The 22,223-nt window shown below is 66.8% G+C and carries 19 protein-coding genes; 12 read left to right on the top strand and 7 right to left on the bottom strand.

The annotated features are described in order from the left end of the window. Nucleotides 1–11: 11 nt before the first annotated feature. Nucleotides 12–464 (bottom strand): hypothetical protein, encoded by a 453-nt coding sequence (locus ACFU4Z_RS14580; protein ID WP_379062916.1) that lies wholly within the window; start codon nt 462–464, stop codon nt 12–14. Between the two features lie 360 nt (nt 465–824). Between ACFU4Z_RS14580 and ACFU4Z_RS14575 the strand changes: the two genes are divergently transcribed. Further along, nucleotides 825–3,233: a hypothetical protein gene (locus tag ACFU4Z_RS14575; RefSeq protein WP_379062914.1), complete on the top strand. Its 2,409-nt coding sequence runs from the start codon at nt 825–827 to the stop codon at nt 3,231–3,233. Between the two features lie 95 nt (nt 3,234–3,328). After that, nucleotides 3,329–5,125 carry a dynamin family protein gene (locus tag ACFU4Z_RS14570; protein ID WP_379062912.1) on the top strand — a complete coding sequence of 599 codons (1,797 nt, stop codon included), beginning with the start codon at nt 3,329–3,331 and terminating at the stop codon, nt 5,123–5,125. Nucleotides 5,126–5,309: 184 nt separating this feature from the next. On the opposite strand, the gene ACFU4Z_RS14565 is transcribed toward ACFU4Z_RS14570, so the two are convergent. After that, entirely contained in the window at nt 5,310–7,238 is a 1,929-nt protein-coding gene (locus ACFU4Z_RS14565; protein WP_379063468.1) for a glycoside hydrolase family 15 protein, read from the bottom strand. 153 nt (nt 7,239–7,391) lie between these two features. Here ACFU4Z_RS14565 and ACFU4Z_RS14560 point away from each other — a divergent pair, with 153 nt between their 5' ends. Next, nucleotides 7,392–7,643, top strand: coding sequence for a hypothetical protein (locus ACFU4Z_RS14560; protein WP_379062910.1), 252 nt, complete (start codon nt 7,392–7,394; stop codon nt 7,641–7,643). 102 nt (nt 7,644–7,745) lie between these two features. Here ACFU4Z_RS14560 and ACFU4Z_RS14555 read toward each other — a convergent pair whose 3' ends face one another. From ACFU4Z_RS14555 to ACFU4Z_RS14540, 4 genes are all read right to left on the bottom strand, one after another. Beyond that, entirely contained in the window at nt 7,746–8,270 is a 525-nt protein-coding gene (locus ACFU4Z_RS14555; protein WP_379062908.1) for a hypothetical protein, read from the bottom strand. A gap of 150 nt (nt 8,271–8,420) precedes the next feature. Continuing rightward, nucleotides 8,421–8,630 carry a hypothetical protein gene (locus ACFU4Z_RS14550; RefSeq protein ID WP_379062906.1) on the bottom strand — a complete coding sequence of 70 codons (210 nt, stop codon included), beginning with the start codon at nt 8,628–8,630 and terminating at the stop codon, nt 8,421–8,423. Continuing rightward, on the bottom strand, nt 8,627–8,875 hold the full coding sequence (locus tag ACFU4Z_RS14545; RefSeq protein ID WP_379062904.1) for a hypothetical protein: 249 nt from the start codon (nt 8,873–8,875) through the stop codon (nt 8,627–8,629). Before ACFU4Z_RS14545 ends, ACFU4Z_RS14550 begins: the two co-directional genes overlap by 4 nt. A gap of 563 nt (nt 8,876–9,438) precedes the next feature. After that, nucleotides 9,439–10,500, bottom strand: a complete 1,062-nt coding sequence (locus ACFU4Z_RS14540; RefSeq protein WP_379062902.1) for a M48 family metallopeptidase — start codon at nt 10,498–10,500, stop codon at nt 9,439–9,441. A 103-nt stretch (nt 10,501–10,603) separates the two neighbouring features. Between ACFU4Z_RS14540 and ACFU4Z_RS14535 the strand changes: the two genes are divergently transcribed. The 8 genes from ACFU4Z_RS14535 to ACFU4Z_RS14500 all read left to right on the top strand — a co-directional run bounded on the left by ACFU4Z_RS14535 (nt 10,604) and on the right by ACFU4Z_RS14500 (nt 19,131). After that, nucleotides 10,604–10,693, top strand: coding sequence for an Ms4533A family Cys-rich leader peptide (locus ACFU4Z_RS14535; protein ID WP_328410605.1), 90 nt, complete (start codon nt 10,604–10,606; stop codon nt 10,691–10,693). 198 nt (nt 10,694–10,891) lie between these two features. Further along, on the top strand, nt 10,892–11,938 hold the full coding sequence (locus ACFU4Z_RS14530; RefSeq protein ID WP_379062900.1) for a sulfate ABC transporter substrate-binding protein: 1,047 nt from the start codon (nt 10,892–10,894) through the stop codon (nt 11,936–11,938). Nucleotides 11,939–12,084: 146 nt separating this feature from the next. Further along, nucleotides 12,085–12,885 carry a sulfate ABC transporter permease subunit CysT gene (gene cysT, locus ACFU4Z_RS14525; RefSeq protein WP_379063466.1) on the top strand — a complete coding sequence of 267 codons (801 nt, stop codon included), beginning with the start codon at nt 12,085–12,087 and terminating at the stop codon, nt 12,883–12,885. Continuing rightward, nucleotides 12,882–13,688 (top strand): sulfate ABC transporter permease subunit CysW, encoded by an 807-nt coding sequence (gene cysW, locus ACFU4Z_RS14520; protein ID WP_379062898.1) that lies wholly within the window; start codon nt 12,882–12,884, stop codon nt 13,686–13,688. The genes cysT and cysW overlap by 4 nt, the downstream gene beginning before the upstream one ends. A gap of 22 nt (nt 13,689–13,710) precedes the next feature. After that, a complete protein-coding gene (locus tag ACFU4Z_RS14515) occupies nt 13,711–14,706 on the top strand; it encodes a sulfate/molybdate ABC transporter ATP-binding protein (protein WP_379062896.1) in 996 nt (331 codons plus the stop codon). Nucleotides 14,707–15,245: 539 nt separating this feature from the next. Next, nucleotides 15,246–16,403, top strand: coding sequence for an Hsp70 family protein (locus ACFU4Z_RS14510; RefSeq protein WP_379062894.1), 1,158 nt, complete (start codon nt 15,246–15,248; stop codon nt 16,401–16,403). A gap of 138 nt (nt 16,404–16,541) precedes the next feature. Further along, the gene (locus ACFU4Z_RS14505) at nt 16,542–17,546 is read left to right on the top strand and encodes a diiron oxygenase (RefSeq protein WP_379063464.1); all 1,005 of its coding nucleotides are present in this window, start codon (nt 16,542–16,544) and stop codon (nt 17,544–17,546) included. A 1-nt stretch (nt 17,547) separates the two neighbouring features. After that, nucleotides 17,548–19,131, top strand: coding sequence for an FAD-dependent oxidoreductase (locus ACFU4Z_RS14500; RefSeq protein ID WP_379062892.1), 1,584 nt, complete (start codon nt 17,548–17,550; stop codon nt 19,129–19,131). A gap of 277 nt (nt 19,132–19,408) precedes the next feature. On the opposite strand, the gene ACFU4Z_RS14495 is transcribed toward ACFU4Z_RS14500, so the two are convergent. Continuing rightward, nucleotides 19,409–20,170 carry an SDR family NAD(P)-dependent oxidoreductase gene (locus ACFU4Z_RS14495; protein ID WP_379062890.1) on the bottom strand — a complete coding sequence of 254 codons (762 nt, stop codon included), beginning with the start codon at nt 20,168–20,170 and terminating at the stop codon, nt 19,409–19,411. A 578-nt stretch (nt 20,171–20,748) separates the two neighbouring features. Here ACFU4Z_RS14495 and ACFU4Z_RS14490 point away from each other — a divergent pair. Next, the coding region (locus tag ACFU4Z_RS14490; RefSeq protein ID WP_379062888.1) for an Hsp70 family protein at nt 20,749–22,223 on the top strand (1,475 nt) is incomplete at its 3' end.

Genomic DNA, 22,223 nt, shown 5'->3' with positions numbered 1-22,223 from the left:
CCGGTGATCGATCAGCTGCCGCTACTGCCGGTCGGCGCGATCCGCGCAGGTTGCGCGGGTCGTGCGTAGACGACGCCGGATTCGCCTTGTCCGCCCCTTTCGATGGTCACCTGCGGCCCACCGGGCTCGGCGGGCCGGACCGAAATGATGCCGTGCGGGCCGATGTCGGGGCAGTCCGGGAGGGCGACGCCGGGCGGCAGCGGTTCGGCGCGTTCGATGCGGACCTGCGGGCCCGGCTCGGTGGGCAGTGGTTCGATCCGCTCGATGCGGACCCGCCCGGGAGGCATCGGCATATCGGGCGGGTCCTGGATGATGCAGACAATGGCGGGGCCGCCGAGTTCGGCAGGCAGCGGTGGGTGGGCGGACGCGGCGCCAGCGACGATGGTGGCCGCCCCGCCTGCGAGTGCCGTCCCGGTGAGGACGGCGGCGATGCGGGCTCGGCGGCGTCCGGTGAGTGCCGTCATGCTGAGGTCTCCTTCGCTGCGATGCCGCCGACCGATCGGAGCGGCGAGATCGAAGGTAGGCAGCGGATCTTCAGCGCGCCTTGAGCATTTGTTAGAGATCTCTTAATCTTCGTCGACACGACTGCGGTGCGCATGCGCGAGAGGGAGTCTGCGGTGTGGATCGGCCCCGGTAGCGGCATATATTTGAGGCTGCGTCCGGTTTGGTATGCCCCGAGAAACAGGGCTTCCGTTCTGGTAATTGCCATGGCAGGGTGGCCGGAGAATGTGACAGCTGTGATTTCCCGAAATATCGTTAGGTGATCTTCACTCGGGTCTGCCCGGCGTTGGTGAGGATGCTGGAAACCCGAGAGTGGAGCTTGCATGACGAGTGACCTGCCCTTCGACAGCAACGACACCGAAGCTGACGACCGCGCGGGCGATACCGCGTACCGCATTGCCACCGGCGTCGCGCGGGTGGCGAGGGCGGGCGCCTACGTGACCGGCGGCGCCCTGGTGGCGTCCAACGGCGGTGGCGCACCCACCCATCCCGGTTCGCAACGGCTCGACAGCTGGCACACCGGTTGGGCTGCGGGCAGCAGCGATCCGGAACCCGATGCGCCGAGCCCGGTGGTGACCTTCCCGGAACCGGATCCGCATTCGATCCCCGCGCCGCCGCTTGCTCGCGACGGCCACCACGGCTTCCAGTTGCCGTCCTTCCCGACCGCGCCCGCGGCTCCCAACGGACACGCGCCGTCCAACGGGCCCTACATCCGGGTGGGCGCGCCCGAAGGGCACACCCCCTCGACGCCGAATTGGTCGGAGTCGACCAAGCCGAATTGGTCGGAATCCGGTAACACGCCCACGTTGCACGTGCCGTCCACCACCGAATGGGGCAATCCGACCCCGCAAACGCCTGCACCGTCGGGGCCGCCCGGTTTGCCGTTGCCCGAATGGCACGTGCCCAACTGGTGGGACGCGATCACCGGTAAAGGCGAGAAGTCCGAAGACGATTCGTCCGACAACGGACCTGGTGTCGGGCTGCCGGGGCACGGTCCCTCCGGTCATGGCTTCGGCATTCCCGATGGCGGTGGTCTCGTCCCGCCGGGGAACGTATTCGGCCTGACCAGGGCTCCGGTCGCGGAGAGCATGAAAGTGCAAGCGGTCAGCGATAAAGCGACCGATACCGTGCTGGGCCACGTGTACGGCGAATCGCAGAGTGCGGTGCCGGGTCACGTGTACGGCGAATCGCAGAGTGCGGTGCCGGGCCACGTGTACGGCGAATCGCAGAGTGCGGTGCCGGGCCACGCGTCCGACGAATCGCAGAGTGCGGTGCCGGGCCACATGTTCGACGAAACGCCCAATGCGGTGCCGGGCCACATGTTCGACGGGATGTTCGGTGACTACCTGGACGGGATGTCCGACGGGGCATCGGGCCATCTTTTCGACGGAGTCGGCAACGGCGACTTCGGCGTGTACCTCGGCGTGCAAGCCGGGGTGCAGGTGCACACCGAGTTCGACCTGGACGTCAGCATCGGCCCCAAGGGTGCGTATGTGAGTGCCGACCTGAAGGTGGAAGCCTCCGCGGGTCTGAAGGTCGTCGGGGCCGCGGGGAGCAACGTCGGTGATCAGGTCGATCGGTTCAACGACTGGCTCGACCACGGCGGTCACGGTACGTACCCGGCGAGCCCGTCCGGGCGCGCGACGGCGGATCAGCAGGGAAGTGGTTCGGGCACTTCGGGTCTCGGAAACAGCGGAGTAGGTCATCAGCCGGTGGCTCCTGCGGTGGCCCCGCCCGCGTTGTCCACGGTCGCGGCGCAGCCGATCGCGCCGGTGCCCGCGCCCATCGCGCCGCCCGCACCCGTGGTGAATGTCGCGCAGCCGGTGGCGGCCACCCCGCTGCAGACCACCATCCAGCCGGACGCGGCGAGCACGCCGATCGCCAATGTGCTTGCGCCGCCACCGGGTCCGTCGCCGCTGACCGCGCCCGCCGCGGTGCTGCCCGCCCTGTTCGACCAGCCTGTGCAGCCGATTCCGGTGAAGCCGGTGGTGGACCTGCTGCCCACCCTGACCCCGGTGCCGACCGCGACGCTGCCGACTATCTCGACCACCATCACCCACACCCTGCCGACCCCGGGCAACGTCATCACCGATCCCGGCACCATGGAGCTGCCCGACCTCGGCACCACCAAGCTGCCGACGGCGGTCCTCACGCCGACGCCGGGCGCGGGCACCGGGATCGATGTGACCAAGACACCGGGCCTGCCCGGCACCCAGACCCCGGGCACGACCGTCGTTCCGACGCGCCCAACCACGCCGGACGACGACATCACGCTGCCGAGCACCGGCGGCGGCGCGGGCACCGGGCACACCGGCCCCTCCACGCCCACTCAGCCCAGTACCGAGATCCCGACGGTGGTCGTACCGACTCAGCAGCCTTCGCTGCCGCAGCCGACGGTCTCGCACGCCGCGCCCGCGCCGACGATAATCCCGATCACGCCGACGATGGACGTCGAACTGCCGACCGCGCAGAACCCGCTCCCGACCGGAGCGGGGCCTGTCACCCCGATCAAGCCTCCGATGGGCTTGGACCCGAAGCCGCACGGGATCGCGGGCGAGCTCGACGACCCGATGAGCGTGTTGCTGTCACACACCGATCCGTCGATGTACTACGACCATTCGGCGTACACGCTGATGGCCGCGGGCGGCCTGGCCACCCCGCTGATGTCGGAGGCGAGCATGCAAGACGCGCACCACCTGCTGCCCGGTGGACTGGACGGCGCGCTGTTGTAGCCGGAGCGCACCGAGAGCGCGATTCGGGGTGCGTGCACGAGCCCGCGCACGGTCATGTCATCGTTGAGCGAAGCGAACCATAGTCAGGAGGAGTGTTGTCTGCCGCAGCCGGGCTGGAGGCCGTGACGGTGAAACACCCGGACGCGATGGCGCCACTCATCCGGATTCTCGACGAGCTGCGGGAGATGACCAGATCCGCCGGCCGCGATGATCTCGGTGGGCGCGTCAATATGGTGCTGGCCAGGGTCAGCGATCCCCGGGTTCGGCTCGTGGTGGTCGGCGATTCCAAGAACGGCATGAGCACCCTGGTCAACAGCCTGGTCGGGGCGCAGGTCAGCGCGACCGACAGTGCGCTGAGCGTTCCGGTGATCGTGGAGTACGCGCCGGAAGCCTCTGCGACCCTGGTGAAGTCGGTCGGCAAGGGTCGCATCGAACGCCAGGCGGTCGATCCGCTCGATCCGGTCCCCGCGCTCAATGCCGAGAGCGTGATCCGCGCCGAATTCACCGAGCCGAGCCCGTTGCTCGCCGACGGTGTTGTGGTGATGGACGCCCCCGGCGCCAATGGTGAGGACCACACCACCTGGTCGATGATCGCCGCCGCCGACGCCGTGCTCTACGTCGGCGAGGCGAGCGCCGAGCTCACCGCGCGTCAGATCGACCATTTACAACGCATCCAGCAGGTGTGCCCCACGGTGATCTGCGTGCTCAACAAGATCGACCTGTACCCGCAGTGGTCGCAGGTTCAGCAGCGCAACCGGGATCTGCTCGACGCGGCCGGGCTCGGCTTCGCGGTCGCGCCGGTATCCGCGCAGCTGCATCGCGAGGCGGGCAATTACCAGCGCGATATCGAATCCGGCGTCCCGCAGCTCATCGATCACCTGCGTGACTACGTAGTGGCGCGGGCCGACACCGTCGCGATCGACGCTGCGGTGCAGGACATCCGCCTGGTCACCGACCACCTGGCCATGACGCTGCGGACCGAGGCGGAAACACTGCGTGATCCGCGCAAGCGCGCCGAGATCACCGAACGGCTGGTCATCGCCCGCGACCAGGCCGACCAGCTGCGGCAGCGCTCGGCGAACTGGCAGGTCACCCTGGTCGACGGCAGCACCGAACTGATGGCCGACATCGAACACGACCTGCGGCACCGGCTGCGCAACCTGGTCCGTGACGCCGAGGCCGAGATCGCCGAGACCGATCCGGCCCGCCGGTGGAAAGAATTCGGCACCGATCTCGACGCGCGCATTTGCGAGGCCGTCGAAGAGAACTTCGTGATGGCGCACTACCGGGCAGTCGAGCTGTGCGAGCAGGTCGCCGCGCGGTTCCCCGCCGACAACCGCGCCCCATCGCTGCCGGATCTGCGGCTGACCAACCCCGGGGAAGTGCTCGGGCCGGTCGCATCGCTGGAATCGCTGGTGAGCGCGAAAGCCGGTGTGTTCACCCAGTTGCTGACCGCCATGCGCGGCTCCTACGGTGGTCTGCTCATGGTCGGCCTGCTCACCAGCCTGCTGAAAATGCCACTGGTGAACTGGTATTCGGCCGCGGCCGCCGTACTGCTCGGTGTCAACGCGCTGTGGGACGACCGCAAGGCGCGCAAGCAGCGCCGCCAAGCCGAGGCCAAGGTCGCGGTCGCCAGACTGATGGACGATGTCGTCTTCCAGGTCGGCAAGGAATCGCGAAACCGCTTGCGCGCCTTGCAGCGCACACTGCGCGACCACTTCACCGATATCGCCACCGACGTGCTGCGCGCGGCCGACGAGGCGTTGCGCACCGCCGAGGAAGCGTCGGGGAAGTACGGCGACCGCAGAGAACAGCGGATCGCCGACCTCGACCTCCAACTGGGCAAGCTGCGCGGATTGCGCTCGATCGCCGACGATCTCGCCCCGGCCTAGCGACAGTCCGCTCCCGGGGTGTTGCGAATGTCGTGTCGGCCGGGACTTCGAACCCCGCTCATCGGAGGTGACGGGGTTGGAATGCGGTGGTGTGGCCTGATTCTTCGGCGTGGTTGATGTGCGTCAGCGCAGCGAGCTTCCCGCTCAGCCGGGCCGGCCGACGGGGTGGAGGCGAGCTTCCCGCTCAGCCGGGATGGCTGGCGGGGGTGTGAGCGGGTTGGAATGCGCCGGTGTGGCGTGATTCCTCGGCGCGGATCACATGCATGACTGCGTTGATCAGCGCCAGGTGGGTGAATGCCTGCGGGTAGTTGCCCAGGTGGCGGCCGCTGCGCGAATCGATCTCCTCGGCGTAGAGCCGTAGCGGGCTGGCGTAGCCGAGCAGTCGCTCGCACAGATGCCTGGCCCGCTGTAGCTCACCGATCTCCACCAGCGCCGACACCAGCCAGAACGAGCAGATGGTGAAGGTGCCCTCCTCGCCGCTGAGCCCGTCGTCGGTGGTTTCGGTCCGGTAGCGCAGCACCAGCCCGTTCTCGGTCAGCCGGTCGGCGATCGAGAGCACGGTGGCGCGCACTCGATGGTCGGTGGGCGGCAGGAACCGTGTCAGCACCACCAGCAGCAGCGAGGCGTCCAAGGTGTCGCCGCCGTAGGTCTGGGTGAACACTCCGTTGTCGGTCACGCCATTGGCCAGCACGTCGGCCTTGATCTGCTCGGCGATGGTGTACCACTCGGTGGCGTGCTCGAACTGTCCGTGCAGTTCGGCCAGTTTCGCGCCGCGATCCAGCGCCACCCAGCACATCACCTTCGACGAGGTGAAATGCTGTGGCTCGCCACGTACTTCCCAGATGCCGCGGTCGGGCTCCTGCCAGTGTGCGATGGCCGCGTGCACCTGGCGTTCCAGCAGCGGCCACAGCGTCTCCGGTACCTGCTGGCGCGACTTCACATGCAAGTACACGGCGTCGAGCATGGTGCCCCAGATGTCGTGCTGGTCTTGGTTGTACGCACCGTTGCCGATGCGAACCGGTCGGGCCCCGTCGTAGCCGGACAGGTGGTCGAGGGTGGATTCGGTGATCTCCCGTTCGCCGCCGATACCGTAAAGCACCTGCAGCGGAACGGGTTCGCCGTTTTCGCCGGTGGTGGCGTCGTTGAGGAAGGCGAAGAAGTCGTCGGCCTCGCGGTCGAGGCCGAGGGTGTAGAGGCCCCACAGTGCGAAGCTGGAGTCGCGCACCCAGCTGTAGCGGTAGTCCCAATTACGTTGGCCGCCAGGCGTTTCGGGCAGCGACGTGGTCGCGGCGGCCATCAGTGCGCCGGTCGGCGCGTAGGTGAGGCCCTTCAAGGTCAGCGCGCTGCGCTGCAGGTAGTTGCGCCACGGATGGTCCGGGAATTTGCCGAGGGTGATCCACTGCCGCCAGCATTCGGTCGTCGCCCACATCTTCTGGGCCGCGTCCTCGAAGGTGCGTGGCGCGGGCAGCTCCGACCACGTCAGTGCGACGAATACCTCGTCGCCCTCCTTCATTCTGGTCCTGGCGCGGGCCTCACGGCCTTCCAGTCCCAGCCGCAGATCGGTGGTCAGCACCAGCGTCGGACCGGCGCCCGGGTCGACGGTGCGCACCGCGGTGGCCTCCTCGTAGACCTTGCCCGTGTACTGCCAGCTCGCCGTCGAACGGTGGTAGTCGAAGGCCGGTTCGCAGCTCATCTCGAGCTCCACTGTGCCGTTCACACACTTCACCGTGCGCAGCAGGGTGTGCTCGGCATCCCAGTCCATCGGGGTGCGGCGATGGGTCTTGCTGCGCTGATCGTTGTTGTGCCACGGACCGAGCACCAGGGCGTCGCGCACGATGATCCAGCCGGTCTCGGTCTGCCAGGTGGTTTCCAGGATCATCCCGCCGGGCAGATATCTGCGCGCGGCGGGCACATTGACGCCGTACGGGCCGATCCGGAAATGCCCGGCACTGCGATCGAGCATGGAGCCGAAAATGCTCGGTGAATCCGGGCGCGGCACACACATCCACTCGACCGCGCCATTGCTGGCGACCAAGCAGGTGGTCTCGCAGTCCGACAGGAACGCGTAGTCGTCGATCGGTGGATAGGTGGCGTGGTGCTGTGACACCGTCATCGGACTCAACGACGGCAAGCCATCGGGTTCCTGGACCGTCAGATCATCGTAGGACGCCATACCTCATCTTCGTTCCAGCTCGCCCGCACGTCCACCGGCCGCCCAGCCGTGCTCCTTTACGGCTCGTTTATCCGGCGTGAGTAGGCTGTCGCTGTGCATGCGATTGCTGGTTGGTGGGACGGGTTCGAGCTATGGGTGGCCGGGTTGCCGTTCATCCCGCAGTTCCTCGTTGTCCTCGTCGGCATGGTCCCGATCAGCTTCGCCATCGCCTACGGCCTCGACCGCGTCCTGCGCGCCGCCATGCACGCCCTCGGTCGCGATCGCGCCGTAGCGGCCGCCGCGCTCCAGGAACCGCCCCTTCCCGTCGCCGAGATGCGCGAGCCCGTCCAGAGCGGTGCCCGTTGATGCCCCGATCACGCGTTCAGCTCGCCCTCGTCGCATTGCTCGTCCTGGTTCTCGTCGCCTGGTTCTTCACCCGCTGACCCGTAAACGTCGCGGTCCGACCTACTACTCCGGCGGCGAGTTGCTCGGTAGGGGCTTGCCGATCCACAGGGCTCGCGCACGTTGACCTCCGTCTTCCGGGCGGATGCGCTCGGCAAGACACTCCCGGTGCGAGGTCACCGTGTAGCCCTCGGGGCCGTCGGTGGTCAGCACTGCCAGGCTGAGGCCGTCGCCTCCGGGGCTGAGAGTTGTGGGTTGCCCGCAGAAGTCACACGACCAGCTGAACGAGGTGAGGTCCGCAGGGCGAATGCTGAGTCGAATTCCGCCCTGTCGAATACCGCGCTCGGAGGGATACCAGTCCCGAACTTGCTCGACAACAGCATCGATCTCGGTGCCGACCGGCAGGAACAGCTGGTAGATCTGCCTCCCTGGGAAGGCGGCGCTGAACTGTTCGATGAGATCCACCGACGCGCCGACACCTTCGCGACCGACGATATCGACGAACAAACCCCATGGCTGGTGACTGACGATCTTGGCTCGCACCAGCTGGCCGGGCACGAGTGCCCGGCGGGCGGGCTCGAGACTATCCATCGTGCGCATTCTTCCCTAACTGTTGGCGGGAGGCTTGCAACCGCTGTGGCAGAGACGAGCGGCACACCGCGAGGGCGCTATTCGACGTTTCCGCCCACTCCCCGCGCGCGATTCGCACCCTTGGACGCAGCTACGTGCCACCCGCCGAGCTCATGGGCCGAGGTATAGCTGTTCGCAGGGGAGGCGGGGGAGTTCGGCGGCGGTGCCCGGGATGACGGACACGTTGTCGATGTAGTGGTGGATCGACTCGTCCGCCATCAGTCGGCGCGCGGCCGAAGGGTGCGCGGCGTAGTGGAGGACAACGCCGTGCAGGTCGATCTGTAGATGTACATCCGGTTCTCCGGGTGCTGCGATGGTCATCGCATTCGGTCCCGGAAGTACTGAAAGTTGTTGCGCACCACGATAGAAGCAGCAACTCGTGTCGAACATTCCCCAGGATCGCACCGCCGATGCATGTTCTGCGCCTGCTCGGCGTCGGCACGACTGGACACCGGCCAATGCGGGTTGTCATGACGAATCTTGGCGTGCACCTTCGCCCAACCGGCTTCGACGACGTTGTCGTCGCTCTCGCTCCAGCGGGGAACGAGGATCAGGATCGCGCTCATCGCCGCTCCCTGGACGCGCATTCGGCCAGTGTGGTGAGGACGGTTGCCATCGTCGGCCGGAACAGGTCTCTGATCGGGGTCGCCCAACCACGGCCGCCGTCGCCAGGCGAGGGGAGGACGACCGACTTTCCCGGCTCCACCAGAACCGAACCGTATGCCGCAAGAGGCGGTCTATCGATGGGCCGTGCTCGTCGTCGAAGTACGCACCCGTCAGCATCGTGAGCCGCTGAACCGGATGCCAGATCGTCGGACCACCCATGCCCCAAACGGCAAGTTCCTCCGTCACTCGATAACCCCAGTATTCGGCGAGCATGAGTGCGCGGAGAGTGCCGCCGATGGTGACGGCCAGCCTGCCGCGCTCATCGACATGGCAGGGCAGTGCGCAGGCAGTTCGGTAGTAGTGGCATCGGCCGAGGACTTCCTCGGCAATCGTCGGTGCGGTCACGCTGGAAGCCGCGCGTGTCTCTGGCTGCTCAGCACCGCTTGGGAAACCCCTGGTAGGTGTGCCTGACGGGAAGTCTCCAGGTCCGGATCGATCTCCACACGATCCTCGACTGACCGGGTCAGTCGTCCCGTTCTCCCGTGCGCCAGTCGTTGAAGCGCTTGCCGATCTTCGACACCGTCTCGCCGACTTCGTGGCCCACGGTGCTCACCGCCGAGCCCACGTCCTTGCCGAGGGTGCGGACGGTGCGGATGAGCGGGTCCTCGGATTGGTCGAAGTTCTGCCGGTAGGTGCGGGCGGCTTCCTTCATTTCGTCGCTGATTCTGGTGTTCTTGTCGTGTTCGCGGCGGGGGTAGTCGCCTGCCAGGACGCGGTTGTATTCGCCGGATTGGATCCAGCGGCGCAGTTCGGCGGCGCGCAGCACCGAGAACGGGTGGCTTTGCAGCTCCAGGTTGAGCAGTTTCAGGACGCCGTCGCGCAGGTCGCCGGAGCGTTCGTAGTCGTCGGCTTGGGCCAGGAACGCGCCGTGGTTCATTTCCTTGATCCAGGTGCCGCCCGCGGTCTTCATGTGCACCCGCACCGAGGCGTCCACGTCCTGACCGCACAGGAGTCCGGCGCGGTCGCCCGACAGCTCGGATTTGCGGCTCCACTCCATCAGCGCGGCCACGATGGCGCGTAATGCCCAGCCGCCCACCGGCATCCAGCCGATGCTGGCCGACAGCCGCAGCAGGTGCATGAGCATGGTGCGGTAGACGGCATGGCCGGACAGGGCGTGGCCGAGTTCGTGGCCCACGATGAAGCGCAGCTCTTCGGTGTCCATCAGGTCGATGAGCCCGGTGGTCAGCACGATGAACGGGGTGTCCATGCCGATGGTCAAGGCGTTGACGTGCGGGCTCTGCAAGACGAACATCTCGGGCGTCGTGCGCGCGTCGAGGATCTCGACGCAGTCCTCGCGCAACTGGTGCAGCGAACGGAACTGGCGCTCGTCGACCCGGACGGCGGTCGCCAGGTACAGCAGGCGGTGCTGGCGTTCCTGCAACAACCCCGACAGTGTGCGCAGCACCACGTCGAATCCGGACAGCGAGCGCAGCGTCACCAGGGCGGTGCGGTCGGCCGGATGTTCCCAGGCGCGCGTGCTGATGCCGGGTAGTCGGGTGCGGACCCGATCCGGGCTGGTAGTCATGGGATGAAAGCCCCTCTTCCTGGACCTCTGTCATTGCTAGCAATCTGCAAGCAGTCGCCGCGACAATTCGAGACAGTGGCGTCCGCTCTGCTACAGTCTGCCCGTGTCTTCGAGTGCCGTCCCGCTGGTCCGCCATGAATTGGCGTTGATCGCTGTCGGCAACCTCGATGTCGCCGATATTCACTGTCGTTGATCGGTAACCCGGCACTTCTGCGCGTCGTTTCCTCGTAGACTGGCACGCACCTTTTTCGCAGATGTGTCGAACCCCGACGGCCGCCCGGCCGAGAGTCGCGCCACTGCCCGTAGCGGCAGGTCTACCGATCAGCATCAGCTCCTCCGTCATCGATCGCCGTGCCGGCAGTGACGGTTCCGTTGGAAAGGTCCACCCCTCATGTCTCGCAAATCTTGGCTCTCGCCGCGTCGACGCTATGCCGCCGCCGCTCTCACAGCGATCGCGGCGGTTGCGCTCACCGCGTGCGGCGGTGGAGCCAGTGACACCGTCGGAGGTAGTGGTTCCGACGGCAGCGGCGGCACCCTGAACCTCTTCGCCTACGCCGTGCCGAAGCCGGGCTTCGACAAGGTGGTCCCCGAATTCAACAAGACCGAAAAGGGCAAGAACGTCCAGGTCAACGGGTCCTACGGTGCCTCGGGCGACCAGTCCCGCAAGGTCAAGGACGGCGCTGAGGCCGACATCGTGAACTTCTCGGTGGAGCCCGACATCACCCGGCTTGTCGATGCGGGCCTGGTCGACGCGAGCTGGAATGCCGACGCCACCAAGGGAATTCCGTTCGGTTCGGTCGTCGCGATCGTGGTCCGCAAGGGCAACCCGAAGGGCATCAAGGACTGGGACGACCTGCTGAAGCCGGGCGTCGAGGTGGTTACCCCGAACCCGTTCAGCTCCGGCTCGGCCAAGTGGAACCTGCTCGCCCCGTACGCCGCCAAGAGCGACGGCGGCAAGAACCCGCAGGCCGGCCTCGACTACCTGAGCCAGCTCATCTCCAAGGAGCATGTGAAGGTCCAGCCGAAGTCCGGTCGCGAGGCCACCGAGACCTTCCTGCAAGGCACCGGTGATGTGCTGCTCAGCTACGAGAACGAGGCGCTGTTCTCCGAGCGCAACGGCGACCCGATCGAGCATGTCGTCCCGCCGACCACGTTCAAGATCGAGAACCCGGTCGCGGTGCTGAAGAACAGCAAGAACCTGGAGAAGGCCACCGCCTTCCGTGACTTCCTGTTCACCCCCGAGGGCCAGAAGGCGTGGGCCTCTGCCGGTTTCCGCCCGGTCGACCCGAAGGTGGCCGCCGACTTCGCCAAGGACTTCCCGACCCCGCAGAAGCTGTGGACCATCGCCGACCTCGGTGGCTGGAAGACCGTGGACAAGGAGCTGTTCACCGCGAACACCGGCTCCGTCGCGGTCATCTATGACAAGGCCACCAAGTAGTTCGGTGACCTGAGCCACACGGGATACTCGAGACTGTGACAGACAGCAGCAACACCGGAACCGGGCCCGCGCCCGGTTCCGGCGTTTCCTTAGAGGCGGGCGCGAAAGCGCCCGCCGCAGCGCCCGGGCGCTTCAACTGGTCGTGGCTGCGGGTCACCGGCTCGGTCGGCCCGCTCGGCATCGCCACCGCCGTGCTGTGGCTCAGCATCATCGTGCTGTTGCCGCTGGCCGCACTCACCGTCACGTCCTTCGACAACGGCTGGTCCGGGTTCTGGGACGCCGTCACCGCACCCGCCGCGCTCGATTCGCTGCGGATCACCATCCTGGTGTCGGTGGTGGTCGCGGTGATCAACGTCGTGATGGGCACGCTGATCGCGTGGGTGCTCGTCCGCGACGAATTTCCCGGCAAAGGCGTCGTCAACGCGCTCATCGACCTGCCTTTCGCGCTGCCGACCATCGTGGCCAGCATCGTGCTGTTGTCGCTGTACGGGCCGCAGAGCCCGATCGACATCCACCTCAATGCCACCCAGCCCGGCCTGGTCGTGGCATTGGCGTTCGTCACGCTGCCGTTCGTGGTGCGCTCGGTGCAGCCGGTGCTGATCGAGGCCGACCGCGAGGTCGAGCAGGCGGCACTGTCACTCGGCGCGGACAACTGGACCACTTTCCGGCGGATCGTGCTGCCGACCCTGGCACCCGCCGTCATCAGCGGCGGCGGCCTCGCCTTCGCCCGTGCCATCGGCGAATACGGCTCGGTGGTGCTGATCGGTGGGGCCATTCCGCGCAAGACGGAGATGGCCTCGCAGTACATCCAGAAGCAGATCGAGATCGACCGGCCGGTGAACGCGGCGGCGGTGTCGGTCACGCTGCTCGCCATCTCGTTCGTGGCGCTGTTCGTGCTGCGGCTGCTTGCCGAGCGCAGTGCGCGTAAAGAACAGGCCGCTCGATGAAACTTTCTCCGCTGACCCGTATTTCGTTGCGGACCATCGCACTGGGTTATCTGTTCATCTTGCTGGTGTTGCCGCTGATCATCATCCTGTGGCGCACCTTCGAGAAGGGCGTCGGCGCGTTCATCGAATCGATCACCACGCCCGCGGCGATCTCCGCTTTCCAGCTTTCGATCATCATCGTGGCGATCGTGGTGCCGGTGAATGTCATCTTCGGCATCGTCACCGCGCTCGCACTGGTGCGCGGCAAGTTCCCCGGCCGCACGCTGGTTCAGGGCATCGTCGACCTGCCCTTCGCCGTCTCACCGGTCGTGGTCGGCGTCGCGCTGATCCTGCTGTGGGGCGCCAACGGCTGGTTCGGCGGTCTGGAGGACCTCGGCTTCAAGGTGATCTTCAATCTGCCGGGCATGGTGATCGCCACCATCTTCGTCACACTGCCGTTCGTGGTGCGTGAGGTGGAGCCGGTGCTGCACGAGATCGGCGACGATCAAGAGCAGGCCGCGGCCACGCTCGGCGCATCCCGGTGGCAGACCTTCTGGCGTATCACGCTGCCCGCGATCCGCTGGGGCCTGACCTACGGCGTGGTGCTCACCGTCGCCCGCGCGCTCGGCGAATTCGGTGCGGTGATCATGGTTTCCTCCGCGCTGCCCGGCAAGTCGCAGACGCTGACCCTGCTCGTGCACGGCCGATACATCAACGACCACAACACCTTCGGCGCGTATGCCGCCGCCACCCTGCTGATGGGCATCGCGCTCGTCGTACTGCTGCTGATGACCCTCCTCGAACGTAAGCGGGGCACCAAGTGATCACCCTTGCCGGAGGCCACCCATGATTACCGTGAACAACGCGAAGAAGAACTACGGTTCGTTCGCCGCCCTCGACGATGTCTCCATCGACATCCCCTCCGGAGAGCTGACCGCGTTGCTCGGACCGTCGGGTTCGGGCAAGTCGACGCTGCTCCGGTCGATCGCCGGACTGGAGTCGCTCGACTCCGGCGTCGTCGTCATCGCCGGGCGCGATGTCACGAGGGTGGCGCCGCAGAAGCGTGACATCGGTTTCGTGTTCCAGCATTACGCCGCGTTCAAACATATGACGGTGCGCGACAACGTGGCGTTCGGGCTGAAGATCCGCAAGCGCCCCAAGGGCGAAATCGCCAAGCGGGTAGACGAACTGCTCGGCATCGTCGGCCTCGACGGCTTCCAGCATCGCTACCCCGCACAGCTGTCGGGCGGTCAGCGTCAGCGCATGGCGCTGGCGCGCGCCCTGGCCGTCGACCCGCAGGTGCTGCTGCTCGACGAGCCGTTCGGCGCACTGGACGCCAAGGTTCGCGCGGACCTGCGCACCTGGTTGCGCCGGCTGCACGAAGAGGTCCACGTGACCACCGTGCTCGTCACTCACGATCAGGAGGAGGCGCTCGACGTCGCCGACCGGATCGCGGTGATGAACAAGGGCCGCATCGAGCAGGTCGGCACTCCGGAGGACGTGTACGACCGTCCCGCCAACGAATTCGTGATGTCGTTCCTCGGTGCGGTGGCCCGGCTCAACGGACACCTGGTGCGTCCGCACGATATTCGGGTGGGCCGCGACGCGAGCATGGCGCTGGCCGCGCACGAGGGCACCGCGCAATCGGCGGGCGTCACCCGCGCGACCGTGGAACGTGTCGTGCATCTGGGCTTCGAGGTGCGTGTCGAGCTGCGCAACGCCGCCACCGGCGATCTGTTCGCGGCTCAGGTGACCCGCGGCGATGCCGAGGCGCTGCACCTGAACGAGGGGGAGACAGTCTTCGCCCGCGCCACCCGTATTCCGGAGTTGCCTGCCGGATAAGGCACTTCAGACGCACGTGCCGGACTACCTGCACCGGCCGTTCGGGCGGGCCACCACCCAGTGTTCGGTGTTCCCGACGCTCTGTGCCCGAGTGGCGGGAGCGCGCGGCGGACAGGGACCTGGAAATCGTCACGCACCAGGCGGGTGTGCTCCCGGTGGAGATCCGGAAGTGCCTGTGCGGTGGAAGGATTCAGCCAGAAGGTAACTGGGCCGGTGCTGTCTTGTTGCCGAACGGGATAGCGCGGTGCCCGTGCTGCGGGGAGGAACGTGTATTTGTTGGCAACTGGACGGTCTGCTCCGTGGCTGGCTAACTCGGACAGGGCATCCTCGAATTTCGCCGCGCCGTAAGGAAATCCGGCTGCCTGCGCAAATTTTGGCCCAGCGCGGCAGGTGGGCGGCGCTCGGCGCCTTCGTTATGCAACGCGTGTCAGTGCAGGCGGGATGCGGACAATCCTATGTCCGGTGGTTGGCAGGCGGGTCGCCGAGTGGTTGCGTGAGGGGGTTCGAAGCAAATCGGCTCGGCGATCAGGTGGATTGCGATGGCGGTTGGTCTCGGTTTGAGTATCGGCACGGTGAACACGGTTTCCGCTCTGGCGGAGGAGGGTTCGGCCAAGGCTCCGCCGGGGCGACGCTCCGCCGCCGAGCGTTCGCCCGCCATCACCCGCCGCACCACACTCACTTTCGACAGCACCGGAATGGCGCGGGTCGGCATGATTCCGCGGCACGGTCGCGCCATCACCGAATTCGCCGACCTCACCCAGCGCACCACCTTGCGGGCCCGAGTCGGGCACCGCGCCCTGTCGTCGGCCGACCTGGTCGCGGTGGTCGCCGAATGTCTGATCACCGAGGCGCGGCGCGATCGCCGGGCGGTCGAGGCCGGGATCGCGCTGACCCATCCGGCGGGCTACACCGACGATCACGTGGCCCAGCTGCGTGCGGCACTGGATGCCGTCGCTCTCGGGCATGTGGCGCTGGTCGCCGAGCCGGTCGCCGCCGCGACCTGGCTGGAAGCCACACGCGGCCCGATCATGCCGGGGCTGGCGCTGGTCTACGACCTAGGGGGGTCCACCCTCGACGTCACCTTGGTCCGGGTCGGCGCGGGCTGTCCGCGCAATCCGATTGTCGGCGTCCCGCTGCGCTCGCCGAAATTCGGCGGCCGCGCCTTCGGTGCGCTGGTTGCCGAGCGTGCCGGGACCGGTGTCGCCGCCGCCTCGCTGTCGGGAGCGGTCACCGGCACGACCGCCGACGCGTTGCGTACCGAGCATGTGCGCCGCTCTTTGGAACTGGTGTATCGCTGCCTCGGCATGGCCGACGTGACGATGGCCGATGTGGACTGCGTGCTGGTTGTCGGTGGCGCGGCTCGGCCGATCGAGGTTTCTCAGGTGCTGGCGGGCGAGCTGGCACGCCCGGTGATCACGGCCCCGGATCCGGAGCGCACGATCGCCGACGGCGCCGCGATCATGGCGCGCAGGTCGGCGGCCGCTGTCGAGGAGGCAGCGGGCGTTCCGCACAGGCGTAAACATCGCGGGTCGCACCGCAGCGCGGCGACGAGGGCCTTGTTGTTGTCACGACGGACGCGGCGCAGGCTGACGAAGGTCGCCATCGCGGCGGGGATGTCGGCGGCCTGTGGCGCGTTCGCCCTCGCCTTGCCCGCGGATTCGGTGGTCGTGGGATTGTCGCAGCTCGCGGTGCGATAGCGCGGGGGAGAGCGGTGCGGTGGCGAGTATCCGGCTCGCCGCCGGGAAGGCCGCGTGGGCGCTGGGTTGACTGCTGTCTCCGTTGATGTAACTATGGGAAACAGATAACTGATCCCATGAGGAGAGGCAGTGACGACGATGTCTGCAGCCGTGACGCCCGCGGTCGATCCCGATCTGGAGAAGGCGCAGGAGTACGCAGCGAAATTGCTGCTGCTCTCCGAGGGTTCGGTCAACAAGCACTTCGACCCGTTCGAGGACATCGATTGGGACAACCCCGACTACGCGGCCGACGCCGGCGAACAGCGGTGGATCCTGCCGATGTCCGGCGACACCCTCGGCCGCCATCCCTGGTACCTCGCGCTCTCCGACGAGGAGAAGATCAAGATCGGCAAGTACCGCCAGGCCAACGTGGCCAAGGTCGGTCTGCAGTTCGAGTCGATCCTCATCAGCGGTATGGCGACGCACAACTTCGGCCTGCCCAACGGCTCGCCCGAATTCCGCTACTGCTCCCACGAAATGATCGAGGAGCACAACCACACCCTGATGTTCCAGGAGATGGTGAACCGGATCGGTGTCGATGTTCCCGGCATGGGCCCGCTGGTGAGCAAGTTCAAGTACCTCGGCGCTCCGGTGGCCGGGCTGTTCCCGAACCTGTTCTTCATGGCGGTGCTGGCCGGCGAAGAGCCGATCGACCACATCCAGAAGGCCATCCTGCGCTCCGGCGAAGAGGTCCATCCGATCATGCTCGGCGTGATGGCCATTCACGTCGCCGAGGAGGCGCGCCACATCTCCTTCGCGCACGAGTTTCTCAAGAAGCATGTGCCAGAGGCGAACCCGGCCGGCAAGCTGGTGCTGTCGGTCGCGATGCCGATCGTCATGTGGATCCTCGGTCGCTCGATCGCGACGCCGCCGAAGGCGTTCTTCGAGGAGTTCGACATCCCGCGGTCGGTCCGCAAGGAACTGTTCTACGGCTCCAAGGAAGCCAAGCAGGTCTTCCGCGACTACTTCGCCGATGTGCGCACCCTGGCCAACGACATCGGCCTGATGAACCCGATCTCCAAGGCGGTCTGGAAGCTGCTCCGGATCGACGGCCACACCACCCGCTACCGTTCGGAGCCGTTGCGCGCGGTCAAGGCTGCCTGACGTGCCCTACGTTGTCACGCAATCCTGTTGCAGCGACGCGTCCTGCGTCTACGCCTGCCCGGTCAACTGCATCCATCCCACGCCCGACGAACCGGACTTCCTGACGGCGGACATGCTGTACGTGGACCCGCAGGCGTGCGTGGACTGCGGTGCCTGCGCCAGCGCCTGCCCTGTCGATGCCATCACCTCGTCGAAGAAGCTGACCGATGAGCAGAAGCCGTTCATCGAGATCAACGCCGACTTCTACCGGCAGACCCGCCCGCGTCCGCTGCTCGCGAAGCCGGTGCCCGCCGCCGAGTTCCATACCGAACGGCAGCCGCTGCGGGTGGCGATCGTCGGGTCGGGGCCGTCGGCGATGTATGCGGCCGACGAGCTGCTGACCCAGCCCGACGTGTCGGTGACCGTCTTCGATCGCCTGCCGGTGCCCTATGGACTGGCCCGTCACGGCGTCGCACCAGACCATGGCAAGACCAGGCAGGTCAGCGAGCTGTTCGACATCATCTCGGCGCAGCCCGGGTTCGGGTCGTACCTGAATGTCGAAGTGGGCAAGCATGTCTCGCACGAGGAGCTGCTCGGGCACTTCCATGCGGTGATCTACGCGGTCGGCGCGTCCTCGGATCGCAAGCTCGGTATCCCCGGTGAGGGGTTGGCGGGCAATGTCTCCGCCACCGACTTCGTCGCCTGGTACAACGGGCATCCCGATCATGCAGGCGACACCTTCGACTTGTCGCAGCGGCGGGTCGTCATCGTCGGCAACGGCAATGTGGCGCTCGATGTCGCGCGCATCCTGGCCGGCGACCCGGAGTCGTTGGCGGGCACCGATATCGCGCCGTACGCGTTGCGGGCGTTGCGGCACAGCAAGATCGAGGAGGTTGTCATCCTCGGCCGCCGTGGTCCTGCCGAATCCGCCTTCACCGTCCCGGAATTCGTCGGTCTGCTCGGCGCCGATGTCGATATCGCCGTCGAGGGCGAGGTGCCCGAACCGGCCGAGGGGATGGCGTACCAGGTAGAGCAGAAGCTGCGACTGCTGCGCAGCGTGGCCGACCGCCCGTTCGGCGCTCGCAAACGGATCATCTTCCGTTACCTGGCCGCGCCGACCGAAATTCTCGGCATCGACGAGGTCTCCGGTGTCGAGGTCGGCCGCAACGAACTTGTCACCGATCCGGACGGCCGGGTACGTGCGGTCGCGACGGGGCAGACCGAGCGGATCGAGGCCGGACTTGTGCTCACGTCGGTGGGCTATCGCGGTGTTGCGTTGCCCGGCTTGCCATTCGACGACCGGGACGCGGTGATCCCGAACCGGAACGGACGTGTCCTGCGGGAGGTGGGCGGATCGGTGTTTCCCGGCGCCTATGTCACCGGCTGGATCAAGCGCGTCCCCACCGGCTTCATCGGCACCAACAAGTCGTGCGCGCAGGAGACGGTGCAGCAGGTGGCCGACGATTTCAATGCCGGTCTGCTGCGCGAACCTCGCGGCAGTGCCAAGGAATTCGATCGCCTGGTGCGTAACCGCCGGCCTGCGGTGCACGCGACAGGGGCGGCGCAGCGCCCCGGCTCGATCCGCCGACTGCTTGCTCGCGCTTGATCGCAGGCCGAGGCGCCCCTCGCAACCCTCGGATCGGTTGGGACGGAGGCTGCGGGAGCGACCCGATACGCACGGTCGAAGACCGCCATGGCACTTCCGGATCGCTTGCGGGCCGAGGCGCTCACGGGCCGAATGTGGGACGGTTGTACGGACTCCGTCCGGCGGCGGCGATCAGACGGTAGGGTCGCCAGAGCGGTAGTCGGCACCTCGGCCGGCGGTCACGCGATGAGGGCGTGTTCGAGCCGAGGTGCCGCGCCTGTCTATACGGACGCGATACTTACCGAGCTGTGAACCCGCCGTCGATCGCGAGTGCCGCGCCGGTGATGAAGCTTGCTTCAGCACTGAGCAGGTACGCGCAGAACGAGGCGATCTCCTCGGGCTCGCTGATCCGGCCGAGGGGATGCAGTGCGGCAATGGCCGCTTCGCCCTCCGGTGTCGCGCCCATCGAGTTGCGGAAGGCGGGCGTGTCGACCGCGCCGGAGACGATCGCGTTCACCCGCACACCCTGTTCGGCCGTCTCCAACGCCACCGCGCGGGTCAGCCCGACCACGCCGTGCTTAGCCGCGACATACGGGGCGACCTGGCCCATGCCAACCACGCCGAGGTTCGAGGCGTTGTTCAGGATCGCGCCGCCGCCGGAGGCGACCAATGCCGGAACCTGGTGGCGCAGACCATAGAACACGCTGGTCAGGTTGAGCTCGATATCGGCGCGCCAGCCCGACTCCTCGATATCGGAGACCGGACCGAAGGCGTTGACCGCGCCCGCGTTGTTGAAGGCTCCGTCCAGGCGACCGTATTCGGTCAACGCGGCCTGTGTCAGCCGGGCCACGTCGGCTTCGACGGTGACATCGGTCGGCACGAACAGCGCGCGGCCGCCGGCCGCGCGGATGTCGGAGGCGACCTGCTCGCCCGCGTCTTTACCGCGAGCGCCGAGTACCACTGCCGCGCCCTCGGCGGCGACGCGCAGGGCCACAGCCCTGCCGATCCCCGAGCTAGCTCCGGTGATCAGCACGACCTTCTGCGCGAAGCGTGTAGTCATCGTCTTCAATCCCCTTCTCGTCCTTGATTTTTCATGTCGGATGTAACTGCGGACCTGGATCTTGTCTCGGTCGTGCGTCGCATCGCTGTACCCAGTCAAGCCGGAGCGGCAGTGCGGTGCTGGCGGAAAACAGCCGTTGCGTTTGACGTGTCATATTTGTGCGAATGGGGCATGTGTGCCATGAAATGCCTAGCGCTGGCAACGATTCGGTTACCGACCGGTCGGTGTGTGTTGTCCGGGTTTTATCGATGGCCGCCGAGTCGCGGCAGTGCAGCGTCCACAATGGATATCCAGGTCGCTGTGTAGTAGCGGAATCGGCATTACCGCAATCGAATTGCCATCGCCGAGGTGTCTTGATCCACCTCGCGCAACCCATCTACCTGGGTAAATAACGGATAGCCAACGGCGATCGAACTTTCCATATCAATTCGGCATCCGTACTGGCCGGTAAGCAGTTAACCTGTGGGGGCTATTTGGAAGACGACCGCGGCCACATGGATTTCCTGTGTGATGGACGTGGTCACGGTGCGTTGACGGGATGGCGAATGACTACAGGCGTGGGCTTCAGCATCGGTTCAGTGAACTCCGTATCGGCTTCGGTGAGCGAGGAACGCTCCCGGCCATCGGTGCGCACTCGACGTTCGGCGGTGACGTTCGACAGCGCGGGCGGCATCCGAATCGGTGCGATACCCCAATTCAGTATGGCGGTCAGTGATTTCGCCGATCTGGCGCGCGATCCGGAGCCGGTGATCGTCGGCGGGCGGATCTGGTCGCCCGCCAATCTGGTTGCGGCCGTGGTGAACGGCCTGATCGAGGCGGTCGAGCCGATCGCGGGCGCCGTAGCGACCTATCCGGCAGCGTATTCCGACAAACAGGTCGCCCTGCTGCGCCAGGCCATGGATCTCGCCGGAGCGCGAGACGTGCTGCTGATGCCCGAACCGGTGGCGGCAGCGGAGTGGCTCGAGCAGGAGCAAGGTCCGCTGGAACCCGGCTTTGTGCTGGTGTACGACCTCGGCGGCACCTGTCTGGATGTCACCGTCGTCCGGGTCGGGCCCGACTGGGAAGACCACCCGATGGTCGGGAAGCCACAGCGCTCCTACGACTTCGGCGGCCGGCCGCTCGGGTCGATGATCGCGCGATACGCCCACGGCGTCGCACCCGGCCGCGCCGCACCGTTGTCGATGACGTCGATCGTCGACGTCGACGGGTTGCGCACCGAACACATCCGCGATTCCTTCGATGTGGTGCGGGCGTGTGTGCAGTCGACCGGCCTCACCCTCTCCGATATCGGACGCGTTCTGCTCATCGGCGGGGCAGGCCGGCCGGCGGAGGTCGCGCGGACACTCGCCGAACTCGGTCGCCCCGTGGTGATGTCGGCCGATCCCGGTCAGACCGTCGCCGCCGGCGCCGCCTACTACGCCGCGCGCACCTTCGTTCCCGCCCTCACCGGTAAGCATTTCCTCCCGCATCCCACGGTATTCTCCAGCGCCGCAGTCGCTTCCGCGATCGCGGTTTCGGCTGTCACCGTGTTCGGCGGACCCGTCGACACCGGACTATCCCCGGTGCTCGACCGCTTACCCGGCGTCGATATTCCCGCGGACACGCTGCTGTACGAACCAAGCGGCGACGGAGCGCTCGACAAGCTCTGGCGAACCGGGGGCGCGGGATCGCGGCCGGTCACCTATACCCCCTCCGGTCTGGCGATCGCACCCGTCGCCCGGTCGACCCGATTCGGTCCGACACTGGCCGAATCCGGCCCCCGTTCCCACCCTATGCAGCGATCCTGTTGCGAAACACTGCAATCCGGACTCGACACCTACGCCAACCCGGCCCAATTCATCAATCCACTGCCCTTCATTCCCGCACCCCTCAACCTGCCCCCGGGTGTCCCCGTCATTCCCAGGATCAGTTTTCCACCCGACTTCCCCGGCACGACTCCGGCTCCGACCCCGTCTAATCCGGCTCCGACCCCGTCTAATCCGGCTCCGACCCCGTCTAATCCGGCTCCGACCCCGTCTAATCCGGCTCCGACCCCGTCTAATCCGGCTCCGAG

Source organism: Nocardia sp. NPDC057440 (assembly GCF_042802915.1).
GTDB lineage: Bacteria > Actinomycetota > Actinomycetes > Mycobacteriales > Mycobacteriaceae > Nocardia.
This window is presented reverse-complemented; position numbering and strand designations above follow the sequence as displayed.

Coding starts and splice junctions, on each gene's coding strand:
- ACFU4Z_RS14580 (WP_379062916.1), bottom strand. CDS start 464: ATGACGGCACTCACCGGACGCCGCCGAGCCCGCATCGCCGCCGTCCTC.
- ACFU4Z_RS14575 (WP_379062914.1), top strand. CDS start 825: ATGACGAGTGACCTGCCCTTCGACAGCAACGACACCGAAGCTGACGAC.
- ACFU4Z_RS14565 (WP_379063468.1), bottom strand. CDS start 7,238: ATGACGGTGTCACAGCACCACGCCACCTATCCACCGATCGACGACTAC.
- ACFU4Z_RS14555 (WP_379062908.1), bottom strand. CDS start 8,270: ATGGATAGTCTCGAGCCCGCCCGCCGGGCACTCGTGCCCGGCCAGCTG.
- ACFU4Z_RS14550 (WP_379062906.1), bottom strand. CDS start 8,630: ATGACCATCGCAGCACCCGGAGAACCGGATGTACATCTACAGATCGAC.
- ACFU4Z_RS14545 (WP_379062904.1), bottom strand. CDS start 8,875: ATGAGCGCGATCCTGATCCTCGTTCCCCGCTGGAGCGAGAGCGACGAC.
- ACFU4Z_RS14540 (WP_379062902.1), bottom strand. CDS start 10,500: ATGACTACCAGCCCGGATCGGGTCCGCACCCGACTACCCGGCATCAGC.
- ACFU4Z_RS14530 (WP_379062900.1), top strand. CDS start 10,892: ATGTCTCGCAAATCTTGGCTCTCGCCGCGTCGACGCTATGCCGCCGCC.
- cysW (WP_379062898.1), top strand. CDS start 12,882: ATGAAACTTTCTCCGCTGACCCGTATTTCGTTGCGGACCATCGCACTG.
- ACFU4Z_RS14515 (WP_379062896.1), top strand. CDS start 13,711: ATGATTACCGTGAACAACGCGAAGAAGAACTACGGTTCGTTCGCCGCC.
- ACFU4Z_RS14510 (WP_379062894.1), top strand. CDS start 15,246: ATGGCGGTTGGTCTCGGTTTGAGTATCGGCACGGTGAACACGGTTTCC.
- ACFU4Z_RS14505 (WP_379063464.1), top strand. CDS start 16,542: ATGTCTGCAGCCGTGACGCCCGCGGTCGATCCCGATCTGGAGAAGGCG.
- ACFU4Z_RS14495 (WP_379062890.1), bottom strand. CDS start 20,170: ATGACTACACGCTTCGCGCAGAAGGTCGTGCTGATCACCGGAGCTAGC.